The sequence below is a fragment of the Streptomyces sp. BPTC-684 genome, assembly GCF_030028635.1.
Taxonomy (GTDB): Bacteria; Actinomycetota; Actinomycetes; order Streptomycetales; family Streptomycetaceae; genus Streptomyces; species Streptomyces noboritoensis.
Genome location: NZ_CP124863.1, coordinates 5,487,932 through 5,505,060, shown reverse-complemented (window position 1 = coordinate 5,505,060; position 17,129 = coordinate 5,487,932). Strand labels below are relative to the sequence as shown.

16 protein-coding genes and 1 pseudogene are annotated in these 17,129 nt (G+C 71.7%); 2 read left to right on the top strand and 15 right to left on the bottom strand.

Translation table 11 applies throughout. From position 1 onward, the window contains the following. Positions 1–19 precede the first annotated feature (19 nt). Positions 20–520: a transcriptional regulator BldD gene (gene bldD, locus QIY60_RS24510; RefSeq protein WP_067155757.1), complete on the top strand. Its 501-nt coding sequence runs from the start codon at positions 20–22 to the stop codon at positions 518–520. A gap of 183 nt (positions 521–703) precedes the next feature. On the opposite strand, the gene nusB is transcribed toward bldD, so the two are convergent. From nusB to QIY60_RS24440, 14 genes are all read right to left on the bottom strand, one after another. Next, positions 704–1,135: a transcription antitermination factor NusB gene (gene nusB, locus QIY60_RS24505; protein WP_283144350.1), complete on the bottom strand. Its 432-nt coding sequence runs from the start codon at positions 1,133–1,135 to the stop codon at positions 704–706. A gap of 2 nt (positions 1,136–1,137) precedes the next feature. Beyond that, positions 1,138–1,704, bottom strand: coding sequence for an elongation factor P (gene efp / locus QIY60_RS24500; RefSeq protein WP_067155763.1), 567 nt, complete (start codon positions 1,702–1,704; stop codon positions 1,138–1,140). 58 nt (positions 1,705–1,762) lie between these two features. Beyond that, positions 1,763–2,869, bottom strand: coding sequence for an aminopeptidase P family protein (locus QIY60_RS24495; protein ID WP_283144349.1), 1,107 nt, complete (start codon positions 2,867–2,869; stop codon positions 1,763–1,765). Positions 2,870–3,119: 250 nt separating this feature from the next. Next, positions 3,120–4,022: a Pro-rich N-terminal domain-containing protein gene (locus tag QIY60_RS24490; RefSeq protein WP_283144348.1), complete on the bottom strand. Its 903-nt coding sequence runs from the start codon at positions 4,020–4,022 to the stop codon at positions 3,120–3,122. A 128-nt stretch (positions 4,023–4,150) separates the two neighbouring features. Beyond that, on the bottom strand, positions 4,151–4,591 hold the full coding sequence (gene aroQ / locus QIY60_RS24485; protein ID WP_283144347.1) for a type II 3-dehydroquinate dehydratase: 441 nt from the start codon (positions 4,589–4,591) through the stop codon (positions 4,151–4,153). Further along, positions 4,588–5,682 carry a 3-dehydroquinate synthase gene (gene aroB / locus QIY60_RS24480; RefSeq protein ID WP_283144346.1) on the bottom strand — a complete coding sequence of 365 codons (1,095 nt, stop codon included), beginning with the start codon at positions 5,680–5,682 and terminating at the stop codon, positions 4,588–4,590. Before aroB ends, aroQ begins: the two co-directional genes overlap by 4 nt. After that, positions 5,679–6,197 (bottom strand): shikimate kinase, encoded by a 519-nt coding sequence (locus QIY60_RS24475; RefSeq protein ID WP_283144345.1) that lies wholly within the window; start codon positions 6,195–6,197, stop codon positions 5,679–5,681. The genes aroB and QIY60_RS24475 overlap by 4 nt, the downstream gene beginning before the upstream one ends. After that, positions 6,194–7,378 (bottom strand): chorismate synthase, encoded by a 1,185-nt coding sequence (aroC, locus tag QIY60_RS24470; protein WP_283144344.1) that lies wholly within the window; start codon positions 7,376–7,378, stop codon positions 6,194–6,196. Before aroC ends, QIY60_RS24475 begins: the two co-directional genes overlap by 4 nt. Before the next feature lie 237 nt (positions 7,379–7,615). After that, on the bottom strand, positions 7,616–8,452 hold the full coding sequence (locus tag QIY60_RS24465) for a shikimate dehydrogenase (protein WP_283146056.1): 837 nt from the start codon (positions 8,450–8,452) through the stop codon (positions 7,616–7,618). A gap of 5 nt (positions 8,453–8,457) precedes the next feature. After that, positions 8,458–10,170, bottom strand: coding sequence for an endolytic transglycosylase MltG (mltG, locus tag QIY60_RS24460; protein WP_283144343.1), 1,713 nt, complete (start codon positions 10,168–10,170; stop codon positions 8,458–8,460). 101 nt (positions 10,171–10,271) lie between these two features. Beyond that, a complete protein-coding gene (ruvX, locus tag QIY60_RS24455) occupies positions 10,272–10,736 on the bottom strand; it encodes a Holliday junction resolvase RuvX (RefSeq protein ID WP_283144342.1) in 465 nt (154 codons plus the stop codon). Further along, complete coding sequence (gene alaS, locus QIY60_RS24450) at positions 10,736–13,405, bottom strand: alanine--tRNA ligase (RefSeq protein WP_283144341.1); 2,670 nt, start codon at positions 13,403–13,405, stop codon at positions 10,736–10,738. Before alaS ends, ruvX begins: the two co-directional genes overlap by 1 nt. Beyond that, entirely contained in the window at positions 13,405–13,746 is a 342-nt protein-coding gene (locus QIY60_RS24445) for a DUF6167 family protein (protein ID WP_283144340.1), read from the bottom strand. The genes alaS and QIY60_RS24445 overlap by 1 nt, the downstream gene beginning before the upstream one ends. Before the next feature lie 7 nt (positions 13,747–13,753). Further along, positions 13,754–14,176 carry a DUF948 domain-containing protein gene (locus QIY60_RS24440; protein WP_079125788.1) on the bottom strand — a complete coding sequence of 141 codons (423 nt, stop codon included), beginning with the start codon at positions 14,174–14,176 and terminating at the stop codon, positions 13,754–13,756. 161 nt (positions 14,177–14,337) lie between these two features. Here QIY60_RS24440 and QIY60_RS24435 point away from each other — a divergent pair. Next, positions 14,338–16,487 (top strand): annotated as a pseudogene (locus tag QIY60_RS24435) (regulator); the annotation flags it as partial. 24 nt (positions 16,488–16,511) lie between these two features. Here QIY60_RS24435 and rpsD read toward each other — a convergent pair. Next, positions 16,512–17,126 (bottom strand): 30S ribosomal protein S4, encoded by a 615-nt coding sequence (gene rpsD, locus QIY60_RS24430; RefSeq protein WP_101392271.1) that lies wholly within the window; start codon positions 17,124–17,126, stop codon positions 16,512–16,514. Positions 17,127–17,129: the final 3 nt, after the last annotated feature.

The following is a 17,129-nucleotide window of genomic DNA, read 5'->3' as shown; positions in this document are numbered from 1 at the left end:
ACAGCGTCCGGGGAGCTATATGTCCAGCGAATACGCAAAACAGCTCGGGGCCAAGCTCCGCGCCATCCGCACCCAGCAGGGTCTGTCCCTCCATGGTGTGGAGGAGAAGTCCCAGGGCCGCTGGAAGGCCGTCGTGGTCGGGTCGTACGAGCGCGGCGACCGCGCCGTGACCGTACAGCGCCTTGCCGAGCTCGCGGACTTCTACGGGGTCCCGGTGCAGGAGCTGCTGCCCGGCACCACGCCCGGCGGTGCCGCCGAGCCGCCGCCGAAGCTCGTGCTCGACCTCGAGCGCCTCGCGCACGTCCCGCCGGAGAAGGCGGGCCCCCTGCAGAGGTACGCGGCGACGATCCAGTCGCAGCGCGGCGACTACAACGGCAAGGTGCTGTCGATCCGTCAGGACGACCTGCGCACCCTCGCCGTGATCTACGACCAGTCGCCCTCGGTCCTCACCGAGCAGCTGATCAGCTGGGGCGTCCTTGACGCGGACGCGCGCCGCGCGGTCGCCCACGAGGACAACTGACGCCTCCGGCGCTTCAGCAGAAACGTGCCGCCGGGCCGGCCGGGACCTTCGGGTCCCGGCCGGCCCGGCGGCTTTCTGCGCGCCCCGGAGGGCCGGGCAGGCATCCGGGTCCCGGACATGGCGAAGGGGCCCGCTGTACGCACGTACAGCGGGCCCCTTCGTATGCCTGGTGCCTGGCCTGGACTAGGCGTCCCGGCGAAGGCTCGGCTTGAGGTCCTTGAAACGGGCGAGCAGCCCGTTCACGAAGGCCGGGGAGTCGTCCGTGGAGAACTCCTTCGCCAGCTGCACCGCCTCGTCGATGACGACGGCGTCCGGCGTCCCGTCCTCCCAGACGAGCTCGTACGTCCCGAGCCGCAGGATGTTGCGGTCGACGACCGGCATCCGGTCGAGCGTCCAGTCGACGGAGTACGTGGAGATGAGGTCGTCGATGCGCGCCTCGTACTGCGCGTACCCCTCGACGAGCTGCATCGTGTATTCGGCGACCGGCGGCTGACGGTCGTCGGACCGCGAGTGGCGCACCCAGTCCGCGAGGACCGTCTGCACGGACTCACCGCGCTGGTCGGCCTCGAAGAGGATCTGGAAGGCGCGCTTGCGCGCCTTGTTCCGGGCAGCCACGGTTAGCTGTTCACCCGGCCGAGGTAGTCGCTGGTACGGGTGTCGACCTTGACCTTCTCACCGGTGGTGATGAAGAGCGGGACCTGGATCTGGTAGCCGGTCTCCAGGATGGCGGGCTTGGTGCCACCGGTGGAGCGGTCGCCCTGGACACCCGGCTCGGTCTCCTGGATGACGAGCTCGACGGCGGCCGGCAGCTCCACGTAGAGCACCTCGCCCTCGTGCTGCGCCACGGAGGCGGTGAAGCCCTCGATCAGGAAGTTGGCGGCGTCGCCGACGGACTTGCGGTCGACCATCAGCTGGTCGTAGGTGTCCATGTCCATGAAGACGAAGTACTCGCCGTCCATGTACGAGAACTGCATGTCGCGGCGGTCGATGGTGGCGGTCTCGACCTTCGTACCGGCGTTGAACGTCTTGTCGACGACCTTGCCGGAGAGCACGTGCTTGAGCTTGGTGCGCACGAAGGCCGGGCCCTTGCCGGGCTTGACGTGCTGGAACTCGACGACGGACCAGAGCTGGCCCCCGTCGAGCTTGAGCACCATGCCGTTCTTGAGGTCGTTCGTGGAAGCCACGGTTGCGGAATCTCCTGGACTGAAGCTGGTGGGACCGAGGGTGCGCGGCACAGCGGAGCTAGAGCGCGAGCAGTTCCTTGGTCGTAATGGTGAGTAGCTCTGGCCCACCGTCCGCCTCGGGGCGGACGACGAGCGTGTCATCGATTCGGACACCACCCCGGCCCGGGAGGTGGACCCCCGGTTCGACGGTGACCGGCACGCAAGCGTCCAGTTTACCCATGGCTCCAGGTGCGAGCTGCGGGTCCTCGCTGATTTCGAGGCCGACGCCGTGTCCGGTGCACGCTCCCAGGCCCTCCGGGTGGCCCGCGGCGTCCAGCACCTGGCGTGCCGCGCGGTCCACCGCGCGGTACTCGGCGCCCGGCGCCAGCGCCTCCCGGCCGGCCCGCTGAGCGGCGAAGACGACGTCGTACAGCTCGATCTGCCAGTCGGCGGGAGTCGTCCCGATGACGAACGTACGGCCGATCTCACAGCGGTAGCCGCGGTAGGTCGCGCCCAGGCAGACCGAGAGGAAATCACCTTCCTCGACCCGCCGGTCCGAGGGCCGGTGACCGCCGAGGCCGGAGTGGGGGCCGGTGCCGACGGAGGTGGTGAAGGCGGGGCCGTCGGCGCCGTGGTCGACGAGGCGGCGCTCCAGCTCCAGGGCGAGGTGGCGCTCGGTGCGGCCGACGAGGATCGACTCCAGGAGCTCACCGAGCGCCTGGTCGGCGATCTCGGCCGCGATGCGCAGGCACGCGATCTCCTCCTCGTCCTTGACCAGCCGCTTCTGCTCGACCGCTCCCCCGAGGTCGCCGAGGAGCAGCCGGGGCGCGACCGAGCCGAGCGCGCGGTGGCGGGCGACGGTGAGGTCGTGCTCCTCCACGCTCAGCGAGTCGGCGCCACTGGCCTGGGCGAGGTCGGCCGCGGCGACCGCCGGGTCGCCCGAGGGCGTGGGCAGCACGGTGACCCGCAGCTGCTCGTCCAGCCGCCCCTCGACGAGGTCGCCGGTGGGCGTACGGGGGCAGAGCAGGACGTCCTCGGCCGGGCCGAGCAGCAGTACGGCGCCGGGCGGGGCGCCGCCCGCGAGATAGCGGACGTTGGCGGGGCGGGAGACCAGGGCCGCGGCGCTGCCCGTGGCGGCGCAGCGGTCCTTGAGCCAGCCGCGGCGGGTCGCGTACACCTCTGACATGCGTCGAGCGTATTTGGGGGGCGGGGGGTTGGCCGTCTCTGCGCGTCCGACCGGGGGTCGTCCCGGTGGCCGATGCGTCCTCAGTGGCCGGACCGGCTTTGGGCTTCGCCCCGGTTGTTTTTCTGCTGCGGGCCGGTGGGGGCTTGTCGCGCAGTTCCCCGCGCCCCTGAAGGGGCGCCCCCCCCGCTCGCTGGTGTCGCGCCCACGCGGCGGGGCCGCAAATGTCACAGCCCCGCGCCCCTGAGGGGGCTCACCAGCTCGGCGGGCTCGCGATCGCCCTCGCCAAGACGTCGTCCAGTAGGCGGGCCGTCGTGGGGACGTCGTATGGGGAGTTGTCGATGATGGGGAGGCCCGAGCCGTACCAACCCGCCATGCGGCCGTGGATGCCTGCCACCTCCTCGTCCGAGAGGCGGCGGTTGCCGGAGCGTTCGGCGTTGCGCTCCAGGACGACGTCCAGGCCCGGGAGGAGGACGACCGGGAGGAGGCCCGGGCCCACGTGGCGCTTCCAGCCGCCCAGGCCGACCACCGGGCGGTCCGGGAAGACCGCGTCGTCGAGGATGCAGGAGATGCCGTTCGCCAGGAAGTTGCGCGCGGCGAAACCGCAGGTGCGGCGGGCCAGGCGGTACTGCGCCTCGGAGTGGTCGTTCCAGCCCGACTGCGGGTCGGCGAAGCCCGCGCAGACCCATTCGCGCACGTCGTCGAGGCTGATGTGGGCGGTGGGGACGCGGCGGTGCTGGGCCCAGTAGCGGGCGACCGTCGTCTTGCCCGCGCCCGCCGGGCCTATGAGCAGCACGGCGAGCGTGGTGACCCCGGTGCCCTCCGGGGCATGCGGCAGCGGCACGGGGCCGCCCGGGGGCAGCTGGACGTGCCCCGTGGTGTCCCGGGACGGCGGGGCGTGCCAGCCCGGGGCCGCGGGCGGTGGGGGCGGCGGGCCGGGGACGGGGGGCAGCTGGGCGCCGTGGGCGAGGGTCTGGTGGGCACCCGGCGCCACGGGAGCGGCCTGGGCCGCGGGCTGGTGGGCACCCGGTGCCGCGGGGCCGCCCTGGGCCACGGGGCGGGCCACGGGCTGGTGGGCGGCGAAAGCCCAGTCGGGCCCCGCTCCGTGCCCCGGCGCGTGGGGCGGCGGAAGCGGCGCTCCCGCTTCGTGCTGCATCCGGTGCCACTCCGTCTCGTACAAGGCAACTGGCGCTGGTCCGACGCCCGTCGGAGGCGTCCGGTCCAGAACCGTACCTTCCCCGGCCGTCGCAGTGTGAACGGCCGGGGTGCGGCGAAGGTGCCCGGTCAGCCGCCGATCTCGTCGGCGAGCGCGCGCAGCGCCAGGCGGTACGAGCCGATGCCGAAGCCCGCGACGGTGCCGCTCGCCACGGCCGCCACCACGGAGGTGTGGCGGAACTCCTCACGGGTGTACGGGTTCGAGATGTGCACCTCGATGAGCGGGGCGGTGCGCTGGGCGGCCGCGTCCCGCATTCCGTACGAATAGTGGGTGAACGCGCCCGGGTTGAGAACGACCGGAATCTTTCCGTCGGCCGCCTCGTGCAGCCAGCGGATCATGTCGCCCTCGTCGTTGGTCTCGCGGACCTCCACGTCGAAGCCGAGCTCCTTGCCGAGGGTCCGGCAGACCTCGACGAGACCGGCGTACGTCGTCGCCCCGTAGACGTCCGGCTCGCGCGAGCCCAGGCGGCCCAGGTTGGGGCCGTTGAGCACCAGGACGCGACGGCTCACGACGACACCTCGCCGTACGCCGCGAGCAGCACCGCCGGGTCCGGGCCCTCCAGGACCGTCGGCTTGGCGAGCCCGTCCAGGACGATGAAGCGCAGCAGGTTGCCCCGCGACTTCTTGTCCAGCTTCATGTTCTCGACCAGCTTGGGCCACTGATCGCCGCGGTAGGTGAGCGGCAGGCCCACCGACTCCAGGATGGAGCGGTGCCGGTCGGCCGTGGCGTCGTCGAGGCGCCCGGCGAGGCGCCCGAGCTCGGCCGCGAAGACCATGCCGACGGAGACGGCGGCGCCGTGGCGCCACTTGTAGCGCTCGTTCTTCTCGATGGCGTGCGCGAGGGTGTGCCCGTAGTTCAGGATCTCGCGCAGGCCCGACTCCTTGAGGTCGCTGGAGACGACCTCCGCCTTCACCCGGATCGCCCGCTCGATCAGCTCGGCCGTGTGCGGGCCCTCGGGGGTGCGGGCGCCCGCCGGGTCGGCCTCGATCAGGTCGAGGATGACCGGGTCGGAGATGAAGCCGGCCTTGATGACCTCGGCCATGCCGGAGACGAAGTCGTGGACCGGCAGCGAGTCCAGCGCCGCGAGGTCGCACAGGACGCCCACGGGCGGGTGGAACGCGCCCACCAGGTTCTTGCCCTCGGCGGTGTTGATGCCGGTCTTGCCGCCCACGGCCGCGTCGACCATGCCGAGCACGGTGGTCGGGACCGAGATCCAGCGCACCCCGCGCAGCCAGGTCGCCGCGACGAAGCCCGCGAGGTCGGTGGTGGCGCCGCCGCCCACGCCGACGACGGCGTCGGTCCGGGTGAAGCCGGACTGGCCGAGCGCCTTCCAGCAGTACGCGGCGACCTCGTAGGTCTTCGCCTCCTCGGCGTTGGGCACCTGGATGGCGATGGCCTCGTAGCCCTGCGCGGCCAGGTCCTCGCGGATGGCGTCGCCGGTGCCGGCCAGCGCCTCCGGGTGGATGACGGCGACCTTGCGGGCCTTCGTGCCGATCAGGCCGGGCAGTTCGGCGAGGAGGTTGCGGCCGACGAGCACTTCGTACGGGTCCGTCCCGGCGGCGCCGCCGACGTGGATCCGGGTGGGTGCCTGCTCGCTCATGCGGATTTCAGCTCCAGTGCGTCGAGGACCGCCTGGGCGACCTCTTCGGGGGTACGGCCGTCGGTCTCGACGACGACCCGGGCTACTTCGGTGTACAGATGGCGCCGGGCTTCCATCAGTTCGCGCCACTGGCGGCGCGGGTTGACGGCGAGGAGCGGGCGGGCGGTGTTGAGGCCGACCCGCTTCACCGCCTCCTCGACGTCCATGGACAGATAGACGACCGGCAGGCCGGACAGCAGCGCGCGCGTGGACGCGTCGAGGACGGCGCCGCCGCCGAGGGCGAGCACACCGGTGTGCTCGGCGACCGCGGCGCGCACCGCCTCCCGCTCCAGCTCGCGGAAGTGCGGCTCTCCCTCGTCGACGAAGATGTCGGCGATCTCCCGGCCCTGGGCGGCCACGATGTCGGCGTCGGAGTCCCGGTAGGGCGCGCCGAGCCGCTCGGCCAGCAGCGCGCCCACGGTGGACTTTCCGGAGCCCATCGGGCCGATCAGGACGACCAGCGGACCGGTGGTCACCGGATCTGCAGGTTGTCGAGGTAGGACTGGACGTTGCGGCGGGTCTCGGGGACCGAGTCGCCGCCGAACTTCTCCGCCACCGCGTCCGCGAGGACCAGCGCGACCATGGCCTCGGCCACGATCCCGGCGGCGGGCACGGCACACACGTCCGAGCGCTGGTGGTGGGCCTTGGCGGCCTCGCCCGTCACCACGTCGATGGTGGCCAGAGCGCGCGGCACGGTCGCGATCGGCTTCATCGCCGCCCGTACGCGCAGCAGCTCACCGGTGGTCAGACCGCCCTCGGTGCCGCCCGCGTGACCGGAGGTGCGCTTGACGCCGTCGGCGGTCTTCACGATCTCGTCGTGCGCCTTCGAGCCCGGCACCCGGGCCAGGTCGAAGCCGTCGCCGACCTCGACGCCCTTGATCGCCTGGATGCCCATCAGGGCGGCGGCGAGGCGGGCGTCCAGGCGCCGGTCCCAGTGGACGTGCGAGCCCAGACCGACGGGCACGCCGTACGCCAGGACCTCGACCACGCCGCCGAGCGTGTCGCCGTCCTTGTGGGCCTGGTCGATCTCCGCGACCATCGCCTTCGACGCGTCCGCGTCCAGGCAGCGCACCGGGTCGGCGTCGAGCTTCTCGACGTCGGCCGGGGTCGGGTAGACGCCGTACGGCGCCTTGGCCGAGGCCAGCTCGACCACGTGCGAGACGACCTCGATGCCCGCCGTCTCCTTCAGGTACGAGCGGGCCACCGCGCCGAGGGCCACGCGGGCGGCCGTCTCACGGGCGCTGGCGCGCTCCAGGATCGGCCGGGCCTCGTCGAAGCCGTACTTCTGCATGCCCGCGAGGTCGGCGTGCCCGGGGCGCGGGCGCGTCAGCGGCGCGTTGCGGGCCAGGTCGGCCAGGATCTCGGGGTCCACGGGGTCGGCCGACATGACCTGTTCCCACTTGGGCCACTCGGTGTTGCCGACCATGATCGCGATGGGCGAGCCCATCGACAGGCCGTGCCGGACGCCGCCGAGGAAGGTGACCTCGTCGCGCTCGAACTTCATCCGGGCGCCGCGTCCATAGCCGAGGCGCCGGCGGGCCAGGTGGTCCGCCACCATCTCCGTGGTGATCGGCACGCCGGCGGGAAGGCCCTCCAGCGTCGCCACCAGTGCGGGTCCGTGGGACTCCCCCGCGGTCAGCCAGCGCAACCTGCTCAACGGTGCTCCTCTTGCTCTCGCGCCTTGGAACTGCGACGGCGCGGCCGGGTGCGCGGCCCTGGCCCGCCTCCCCTGATCCTCCCATGTCCGGTGCGCCGGCCTGGCCGACGGTCCAGCAAGCGGACGCTTCTTCGTCAGGTGCGGGAGCATTGTGGCCGGTCGCGCAGTTCCCCGCGCCCCTGAAGGGGCGCCACCTCAGCCGGTACGAAAAAGCCTCAGCCGTACGAGCAGAAAACCTCAGCGGGACGCCAGTGCCTTCTCGCCCGCCTTGCGCATGACCGCCAGGGGAGCCTTCTCCACGCCCGTCATCTGTTCCACCTGGAGCACTGCCTGGTGTACCAGGAGGTCCAGGCCGCCCACGACCGGGCCCCCGTTCGCGGACCAGGCTGCGGCCAGGGGGGTCGGCCACGGGTCGTACAGGACGTCGAAGAGGGTGCCGGGGCGCTCGGGGACGGCCGTCGCGAGCGCGTCGGTGGTGCCTGCCGGGGTGGTGGCGATGACAAGCGGCGCCTCGAAGGCCCCGGCCGCGTCCGCCCAGTCGGCGGTGCGCACGGCGACCCCGAGCCGCTCGCCCCAGCCCCGCATCTCCTCGGCCCGGGCGGCGCTGCGCACGTACGCGGTGACCTCACCCGTACAGATGCGGGCGAGGGCGGCCAGCGCGGAGGACGCGGTGGCGCCCGCGCCGAGCACGGCGGCGGACGGCACGCGCTCCACGCCGCGCTCGCGCAGCGCGGCGATCATGCCGGGGATGTCGGTGTTGTCGCCGTAGCGGCGCCCGTCGGCGGTGAGGACGACCGTGTTGACCGCCTCCACCGAGGCGGCGGTGTCGCTGATGCCGTCCAGCAGCGGGATGACCGCCCGCTTCAGCGGCATCGTCAGCGAGAGCCCCGCCCAGGACCGGTCGAGCCCGCCGATGAAGCCGGGCAGCGCGTCCTCGTCCACCTCGAACCGGTCGTACGACCAGTGGGTGAGGCCGAGTTCCCGGTAGGCGGCGCGGTGCAGCACCGGGGAGAGCGAGTGGGCGATGGGCGATCCCAGTACGGCCGCCCGTCGCGCACCGCTCTCCTGGCTCACGGAGCTCACTGGCCGGATTTCTCCTTCTCGTACTTCTTGCGGTTCTGCTCGTGCTCTTCGTTGGTGACCGCGAACAGGGTCTCGTTCTCGGTGACGGAGACGAAGTAGTACCACGGGCCCGGCGTCGGGTTGAGCGCCGAGTGCAGCGCGGACTCACCGGGGTTGCCGATCGGACCGGGCGGCAGACCGTGGATGTAGTACGTGTTGTACGGGTGCTTGAAGTGGCGCAGGTCCTTGACCGCACCCGTGTCCAGGGTCGACTCGCTCTTGGCGTAGTTGACCGTGGAGTCGAAGTCGAGCAGGCCGTAGGTCTCGGTGTTGTTGGGCTTGAGGCGGTTGTAGACGACCCGCGCGACCTTGTCGAAGTCGTGCTTGTACTTGCCCTCCGCCTGGACGAGGCTCGCGACCGTGAGGACCTGGAGGGGCGACTTCAGGCCGAGCTTGGACGCCATGCCCTTCAGGTCGGCCTTGCCGTACTCCTGGTTGGCGCGGGAGACCATCTTGCGCAGCACGTCCTCGGGCTTGGCGCCCTTGGCGACCGGGTAGCTGGCCGGGTAGAGGAAGCCCTCCAGCGGGTCCGCGATCTCCTTGTTGTCGTTCGCCCAGTCGGGCAGGCCGAGGTTCTTCGCCTGGGCCTTCGCGACGTCCTTGGTCGTGCCCGGCTTGAGTTCGAGGCGCTTGTCGATCTGCTCGTAGACCCAGGCGTTCCGCTTGCCCTCGGGAATGATGAAGTTGCTGCGGCTGGCCGGGTTGAGCATGGCCGCGACCGCGTTCGCCGCCGACATTCCCTTGTTGAGCGTGTAGACGCCCGCCTGGAGGGTCTTGCCCTTGGGGTTGTCGTTCTGCGCGGAGACGAACGCGCCCTGGCTCTTGACCACTCCGGCCTTGGCCAGAATGCTGCCGATCTCGTAGCCGCCGGCGCCCTGCGGAATCTCCACCTGGACCGGGGTGCTGCCGGTGCCGACGTAGTCGGGAGCCGCGCCGAACTTCTTCTGCCAGAACTGGTAGCCGAAATAGCCGGCGCCGCCCACGCCGAGCGAGAAGACCACGACGAGCACCAGGCAGGCGCGTCCGCTCTTGCCCTTCTTCTTCCCCTTGCCGCCCCGGCGGTCGCGGCCACCGCCACCGCGCCGGGAGCCGCGCGGCTCGTCCTCGTCGGAGTCGGGTTCGTCGCCGCCGTCGCTGAAGAAGGGGTGGGTCTCCTTCTCCAGCTCCTCCTCGGGGGCCCACTCCGGCGCCTGCTCGGGCACCGCGCGCCGCTGCCCCGGGGGCTGCGGCGGCGGATACGCCTCGGGCGTGCCGTAGTGGTCCTGCGTCTCGGTGCCGTAGCCCGGGAAGCCCTCGGGCTGCTGGCCCGCGTAGGGCATGGCGGCCTGCTGGCCGGTGGTGTCCCAGCCCGCGTTGTACTGGGCCTGCTGCTGTACGTACTGCTCCTGCGGGTAGCCCTGCTGGGGCTGCTCACCGTAGTGCTGCTGCCCGTACGGGTCCTGCGGCTGCTGGGCGTACTGCTGCTGGTTCTGATGCTGAGGATGCTGCTGGTTTTGCTGGTACTGCTGGTGCTGCGGGTTCTGCTGCTGGGCGTACTGCTGATGCGGCTGCTGCTCGCCGTACTGGGCCTGACCGGGCGCGGCCTGCTGCGCTCCCCACCCCTGGTCCCCGTAGAGGGGATCCTCGGGATGCCACGGTTCGGAGCCTGCGCCCCGGCCATACTCAGTCATCGGTCCCCTAGAGCCGCGAGGCATCCGGACGGTCCGCCTCTTTTGCTGTGCGGCGGCTGTTCGAATGCCACCGCATCGCGCGGAACGTTACCGTATCGCGATCAGATAACCACTTCGACGCCCTCGCCCGGCGGGCGTCCCGACACCCGTTCGGCCTCCAGCGCGTTCTGCAGAATGACCACTGCTGCGGCCTGGTCGATGAACGACCTGCCCTTCTTCGCCTTCACACCGGAAGCGCGCAGTCCCTGGGTGGCTGTGACCGTTGTCATCCGCTCGTCGACCAGCCGGACCGGGATCGGGGCGATCCCCTTCGCCAGTTCCCCGGCGAACTTGCGGACCTTGACGGCCGCCGGGCCCTCGCCCCCGCTGAGGGAGCGAGGCAGTCCCACGACGACCTCGATGGGCTCGTACTCCTCGACGAGTCGGCGCAACCGCCGGTGGGCGGCCGGGACGTCACGTCCCGGCACGGTCTCCACCGGCGTGGCGAGGACCCCGTCGGGGTCGCACGAGGCGACCCCGATCCGGGCGTCCCCGACGTCGATCGCGAGACGGCGTCCGCGTCGCATCAGGCGGTCTCGCCGACCTGGCGCTCGACGGCGTCGATGGCGTCGCCGATCGCGTCCGGGTTCTGGCCGCCGCCCTGGGCGACGTCCGGCTTGCCACCACCGCCGCCGCCGAGGGTCTTGGCGGCGGTACGGACCAGCTCACCGGCCTTGAGACCGCGCTCGCGGGCGGCCTCGTTGGTGGCGATGACCGTGACCGGGCGGCCGTTGGCCGTGGTGAAGAGCGCCACGACGACCGGACGGTCGGAGGAGATGCGGCCGCGTACGTCGAGGACGAGCTTGCGCAGGTCGTCGGCGGAGGTGCCGTCCGGCACCTGGCCGGTGACCAGGGCGACGCCCCGGACGTCCTTGGCGCCCTCGGCGAGCCCGGCGGCGGCCTGGAGCACCTTCTCGGCGCGGAACTTCTCGATCTCCTTCTCGGCGTCCTTCAGCTTGCCGAGCATGGTGGAGATCTTCTCCGGCAGCTCCTCGGGGCGGCCCTTGACCAGCTCCTGGAGCTGGGCGACGACCGTGTGCTCACGGGCGAGGAAGTTGTACGCGTCCACGCCGACCAAGGCCTCGATGCGGCGCACGCCGGAGCCGATGGACGACTCGCCGAGCAGCTTCACCAGGCCCAGCTGGGCGGTGTTGTGGACGTGGGTGCCGCCGCAGAGCTCCTTGGAGAAGTCCCCGATGGTGACCACGCGGACGCGCTCGCCGTACTTCTCGCCGAACTCGGCGATGGCGCCCTGCTTCTTGGCCTCGTCGATCGACATGACCTCGGCCTGGACGTCCAGTTCGCGCGAGAGGACCTCGTTGATCTTCTGCTCGACGTCGGTGAGGACCGTGCCGGGAACGGCGGCGGGCGAGCCGAAGTCGAAGCGGAAGCGGCCCGGCGAGTTCTCCGAACCGGCCTGGGCGGCCGTCGGGCCGAGCGCGTCGCGCAGGGCCTGGTGGGTCAGGTGCGTGGCGCTGTGGGCGCGGGCGATGGCGCGGCGGCGCTTGATGTCGATGGTGGCGTAGGCCGAGGCACCGACGGTGACCTCGCCGACCTGGACGACGCCCTTGTGGACGTGGACGCCGGGGACCGGCTTCTGCACGTCGCGGATCTCGATGACCGCGCCGGTGTCGAGCCGGATGCGGCCCTGGTCGGCGAGCTGGCCGCCGCCCTCGGCGTAGAACGGGGTGCGGTCGAGGACGACCTCGACCTCGTCGCCCTCGGAGGCGGCGGGCGAGGGCACGCCGTCGACGAGGAGGCCGACGACGGTCGACTCGTTCTCGGTGAGCGTGTAGCCGGTGAAGTCGGTCTCGCCGGAGTTGTCGGCCACCTCGCGGTAGGCGGACAGGTCGGCGTGGCCGGTCTTCTTGGCCTTGGCGTCGGCCTTGGCCCGCTCCCGCTGCTCCTTCATCAGACGGCGGAAGCCGTCCTCGTCCACGGAGAGGCCCTGCTCGGCGGCCATCTCCAGGGTGAGGTCGATCGGGAAGCCCCAGGTGTCGTGGAGCAGGAAGGCCTTCTCGCCGGCCAGGACCGTGCCGCCGGAGGCCTTGGTCTCGGTGACGGCGGTGTCCAGGATGTTGGTGCCGCCCTTGAGGGCCTTGAGGAAGGCGGCCTCTTCGGCGAGCGCGACCGTCTCGATGCGCTTGCGGTCGGTGATCAGCTCCGGGTACTGCTGGCCCATCGTCTTGATGACGACGTCGACGAGGTCGGCGACGACCGGGCCGGTGGCGCCCATCAGGCGCATGTTGCGGATGGCGCGGCGCATGATGCGGCGCAGCACATAGCCGCGGCCCTCGTTACCGGGGGTCACACCGTCGCCGATGAGCATCACGGACGTACGGATGTGGTCGGCCACCACACGCATGGAGACGTCGGTGTCGTGCTTGTCGCCGTAGCGCACACCGGTCAGCTCGGTGGCCTGGTCCATGACGACGCGCAGGGTGTCGGTCTCGTACATGTTCTGCACGCCCTGCAGGATCATGGCGAGACGCTCAAGACCCAGACCGGTGTCGATGTTCTTCGACGGCAGGTCGCCGAGGATCGGGAAGTCCTCCTTGCCCTCGCCGGCGCCCCGCTCGTACTGCATGAAGACGAGGTTCCAGATCTCCACGTACCGCTCGTCGTTGACGGCCGGGCCGCCCTCGACGCCGAACTCGGGGCCGCGGTCGTAGTTGATCTCGGAGCAGGGGCCGCAGGGGCCGGGGACGCCCATGGACCAGAAGTTGTCCTTCTTGCCCAGGCGCTGGATGCGCTCGGCCGGGACGCCGATCTTCTCGCGCCAGATCTGCTCGGCCTCGTCGTCGTCGAGGTAGACCGTGATCCAGAGCTTCTCGGGCTCGAGGCCGAAGCCGCCGTCCGCCACGGAGCTGGTCAGCAGCTCCCAGGCGTACTTGATGGCGCCTTCCTTGAAGTAGTCGCCGAACGAGAAGTTGCCGCACATCTGGAAGAACGTGCCGTGCCGGGTGGTCTTGCCGACCTCTTCGATGTCCGGCGTGCGCACGCACTTCTGCACACTGGTGGCGCGCGGGGCGGGCGGCTTGGTCTCGCCCAGGAAGTACGGCTTGAACGGCACCATGCCCGCGTTGACCAGGAGCAGAGTCGGGTCGTCCGCGATGAGCGACGCCGAAGGGACGACGGTGTGACCGCGCTCCTCGAAGAAGCTCAGCCAGCGGCGGCGGATTTCAGCCGACTCCATCAGTGGTCCTCATTCCGGTTGTACGAGATCTTCTTGTAGGAGATCTTCGGGTTCTGCTGGTTGGGTTGGTCGATGGCCGCGAGGCGGCGCTGCGCCGGGAGTTCCCGCACGTTGGAGGCGTTCAGCCCCAGCGCGTCGTTGAGTTCGGACTCGCGCTGGACCATTTGGGCCTTCACGTCGAGCGCGAAGTCCTTGAGCCGGTGGCCCGCCTCGACCGCCTTGTCGGCGGTGCGCGCGGCCAGCGACTCCGGGGTGAGCTGCCTCAGCTTCCGGTTGACCTTGGTGGTGGCCCACACACCGGCTGCGGCGCCCGCGGTGAACCAGAACGTACGGCGGAACATCGCAGCGTCAGCCCTTTCGCTTGCTCCGCCGCGCGGACGGCAGAGTCCGCCCGACGATCACCGTACGAGGCGGCTCGGCGGGCCCGGTTTTCCGTCCGATGGCCCGGCGCACCCCGTACCCGAAGGCCGCGACCTTCACCAGCGGGCCGCCGAAGGTCGAAGCGACCGTGGTGGAGAGCGCCGAGGCGTTGGAGGTGACCTCCTGGACGTCCGAGGCGATCGCGTCGACCCGGTCCAGCTGGGTCTGCGCCGAGCGCACCGCCGTCGAGGCGTCCGCGAGGAGCGGGACGGCCTGTTCGGTCACGTCCGCCACCAGCTTGGTCGTCGCCTTCAGCGTCTGGGCCAGCCTCACGAGGACTACGGCGAGGAAGGACACCAGGATCGCCCAGAAGACGGCCACCAGGATCCCGGCCACCTCTCCACCGGACACTTCGCACCGCTCCCTGCGCATCGACCGTCGGACAAGAAAAAGTTGTCCCCCGACCCTATCGCGCCGAGGGTCTTGCCCCCTACCGCATTAGGAGCCCGCGCGAGCGGAGTCGCGCAAGCCGCTTGTACGCACCGCTTACGTCTGAGTACTCTGCGTGTCCCATGCGCTCCCATCTGCCCTCAGAGCTGAACAGCTTCGTCGGGCGAGAACGTGAACTGGCCGCGCTGCACGGGCTGCTGGCCGAGGCGCGGCTGACCACCGTGGTCGGGGTCGGCGGCGTCGGGAAGACCCGGCTCGCCCTGCGCGCCGCGTCGGCCACGGCGGTGCAGGAACGCTTCTGCGATGGCGTCCGGCCCGCGGACCTCTCCACGGTCACCGACCCGGGGCTGCTCGACCACGCGGTCCTCGACGCGCTCGGGCTCACCGACCACACCAGCCGCCCGCCCCGCCGCATCCTCCTGGACCACCTCGCCGACCGCAGCCTGCTGCTGGTCCTGGACGGCTACGAGCAACTCGTGGACGCCTGCGCGGAGCTGGTGTGCGAGCTGCTGCGGCGCTGCCCCGGGCTGCGGGTGCTCGCCGCCGGGCGGCTGCCGCTGCGCCTGGCCGGCGAGCGGCTGCTCGCGCTCGCGCCGATGGACGACGAGGACGCGGTGGCGCTCTTCGCCGACCGGGCCGCCGCCGGACGCGGCGGCTTCGCGCCCACCGACGAGCGGGCGGCGGCCGTCCTGGAGCTGTGCCGAAGGCTCGACGGGATCCCGCTCGCCCTGGAGCTGGCGGCAGGGCGGCTCGGCGCGCTCTCGGTGGAGCAGGTGCTGCGCCGCCTCGACGACCGCTTCCGGCTGCTGACCGGCGGCGGGCGCGGGGGGCTCGCGCGCCACCAGACGCTGCGCACGACGATCGGCTGGAGCCACGAGCTGTGCACCCCGGCCCAGCGGCTGCTGTGGGCGCGGCTCTCGGTGTTCGCCGGGCAGTTCGACCTGGAGGCCGTCGAGTACGTCTGCGTCGGCCCGGACCTGCCGCCCGAGTCCGTCCTGGACGTGGTGCAGGAGCTCCTGGACCACTCGCTCGTGGTACGCGAGGACGGCCCGGCGGGCGTGCGCTACCGGATGCTCGACACCGTACGGGAGTACGGCGCCGACTGGCTGGCGGCGGCCGGCGACGCGGAGCGGCTGCGCCGGCGCCACCGCGACTGGTACCTGGGGCTCGCCACCTGGTGCGAGCTGGACTGGTTCAGTCCGCGCCAGGCCGAGGTGGCGGTGCGGGTGGAGGCCGAACTGCCCAATCTGCGCGCGGCGATGGACCACTCGCTGGACCGCGGGCAGGACACGCACCTGGCCCAGTACCTGGCGGGCACGCTCTGGTTCTGCTGGGTGGGCTGCGGGCGGCTCGCCGAGGGCGCGCACTGGCTGGGCCAGGTCCTGGAGGCCGAGGGCGGCGACCACGACGGCGCCCGGCTCAAGGCGCTGTGGGTGCTCGGCTACGTCTCGGTGCTGCGGGGCGAGACCACGGCGGCGATCGCGGCCCTGCACGAGTGCCGCGAGGAGGCCGAGCGCACCGGTGACGCGGTGGCGCTGGCGTACGCGGTGCACCGGACGGGCTGTCTGGCGCTGGTCTCGGACGACATGCCGAGGGCCGAGGAGCTGCTGCGCGCGGCCCTCGCCCAGTACGAGGAGATCGGCGAGCTCAACAGCAATGTGCTGATGGCGCGGATCGAGCTGGCGATGGCGGTGGCCTTCGGCGGCCACCTCGAAGAGGCCGTCGTGATGTGCGAGCAGGTGGTGGAGGTCTGCGCGGACCACGGCGAGCGCTGGGCCCGGGCGTACGCGCTGTACGTCCTCGGGTACGCGGCCTGGCACGCCAAGGACCTGGGCCGGGCACGGACGCTGCTCGCCGAGTGCCTGGTGATCGACCACGCCTTCCACGACCTGCTGGGCACGGTGCTCGCGCTGGAGCTGCTGGCGCTGGTCGCGGTGGACGGCGGCGATCCGGCGGAGGCGGCGGTGCTGCAGGGGGCGGCCGAGGGGATCTGGCCGTCGGTGGGTCTGCCGCTGTTCGGCTCGGCGTGCTTCAACGCGGCGCACGTGCTGTGCGAGCAGCGGGCCCGGGAGCGGCTGGGCGACCCGGCGTACGGGACGTTCCGGGCCCGGGGCCGCGGGCTCGGCCTGGACGCGGCGGTGGCCCGGGCGCTGGCGGGCCCCGGCGACACGGCCCCCGAGGTGCCCGGGGCCCGTGACGTACCGGCCCCGGAAACGCGAGGGCCCGCCGCCTCCCGCTCCGTGCGGAGCGAGGGGACGGCGGGCCGGAGCGCGGAGCGCTGACTACTGCGCCTGGATCAGCGGGCGTAGTACTCGACGACGAGCTGCTCGTCGCAGATGACCGGGATTTCCTTGCGGTTCGGGTCACGGTCCAGGCGGAAGGCCAGGGCCTTCAGGTTCACCTGGAGGTAGCGCGGGGTCTCGCCCTCGCCGGCGTAGCCACCCTCGCGGGCAACCTGGAAGGGGTGCTTCTCGCGGCTGCGCTCGCGGACGGTGATGACGTCGTCCGGACGGACACGGAACGACGGCTTGTCGACCTTGCCACCGTTGACCTCGATGTGGCCGTGGACGACCATCTGGCGGGCCTGGTAGATGGTGCGGGCGATGCCCGAACGCAGGACCAGGGCGTCGAGGCGGCGCTCGAGCTCGACGACCAGCGCCTCGCCCGTCTTGCCCTCGGCCTTCTTGGCGCGGTCGTAGGCACGCGCCATCTGACGCTCAGAGATGTCGTACTGGGCGCGCAGACGCTGCTTCTCGAGCAGACGGACCTTGTAGTCCGAGTTCTGCTTGCGGCCACGGCCGTGCTCGCCCGGCGGGTACGGACGGGCCTCGAAGTACTTGACGGCCTTCGGCGTCAGCGCGATACCGAGCGCACGGGACTTCTTGACCTTGGGACGCGACTGGTTAGGCACGTT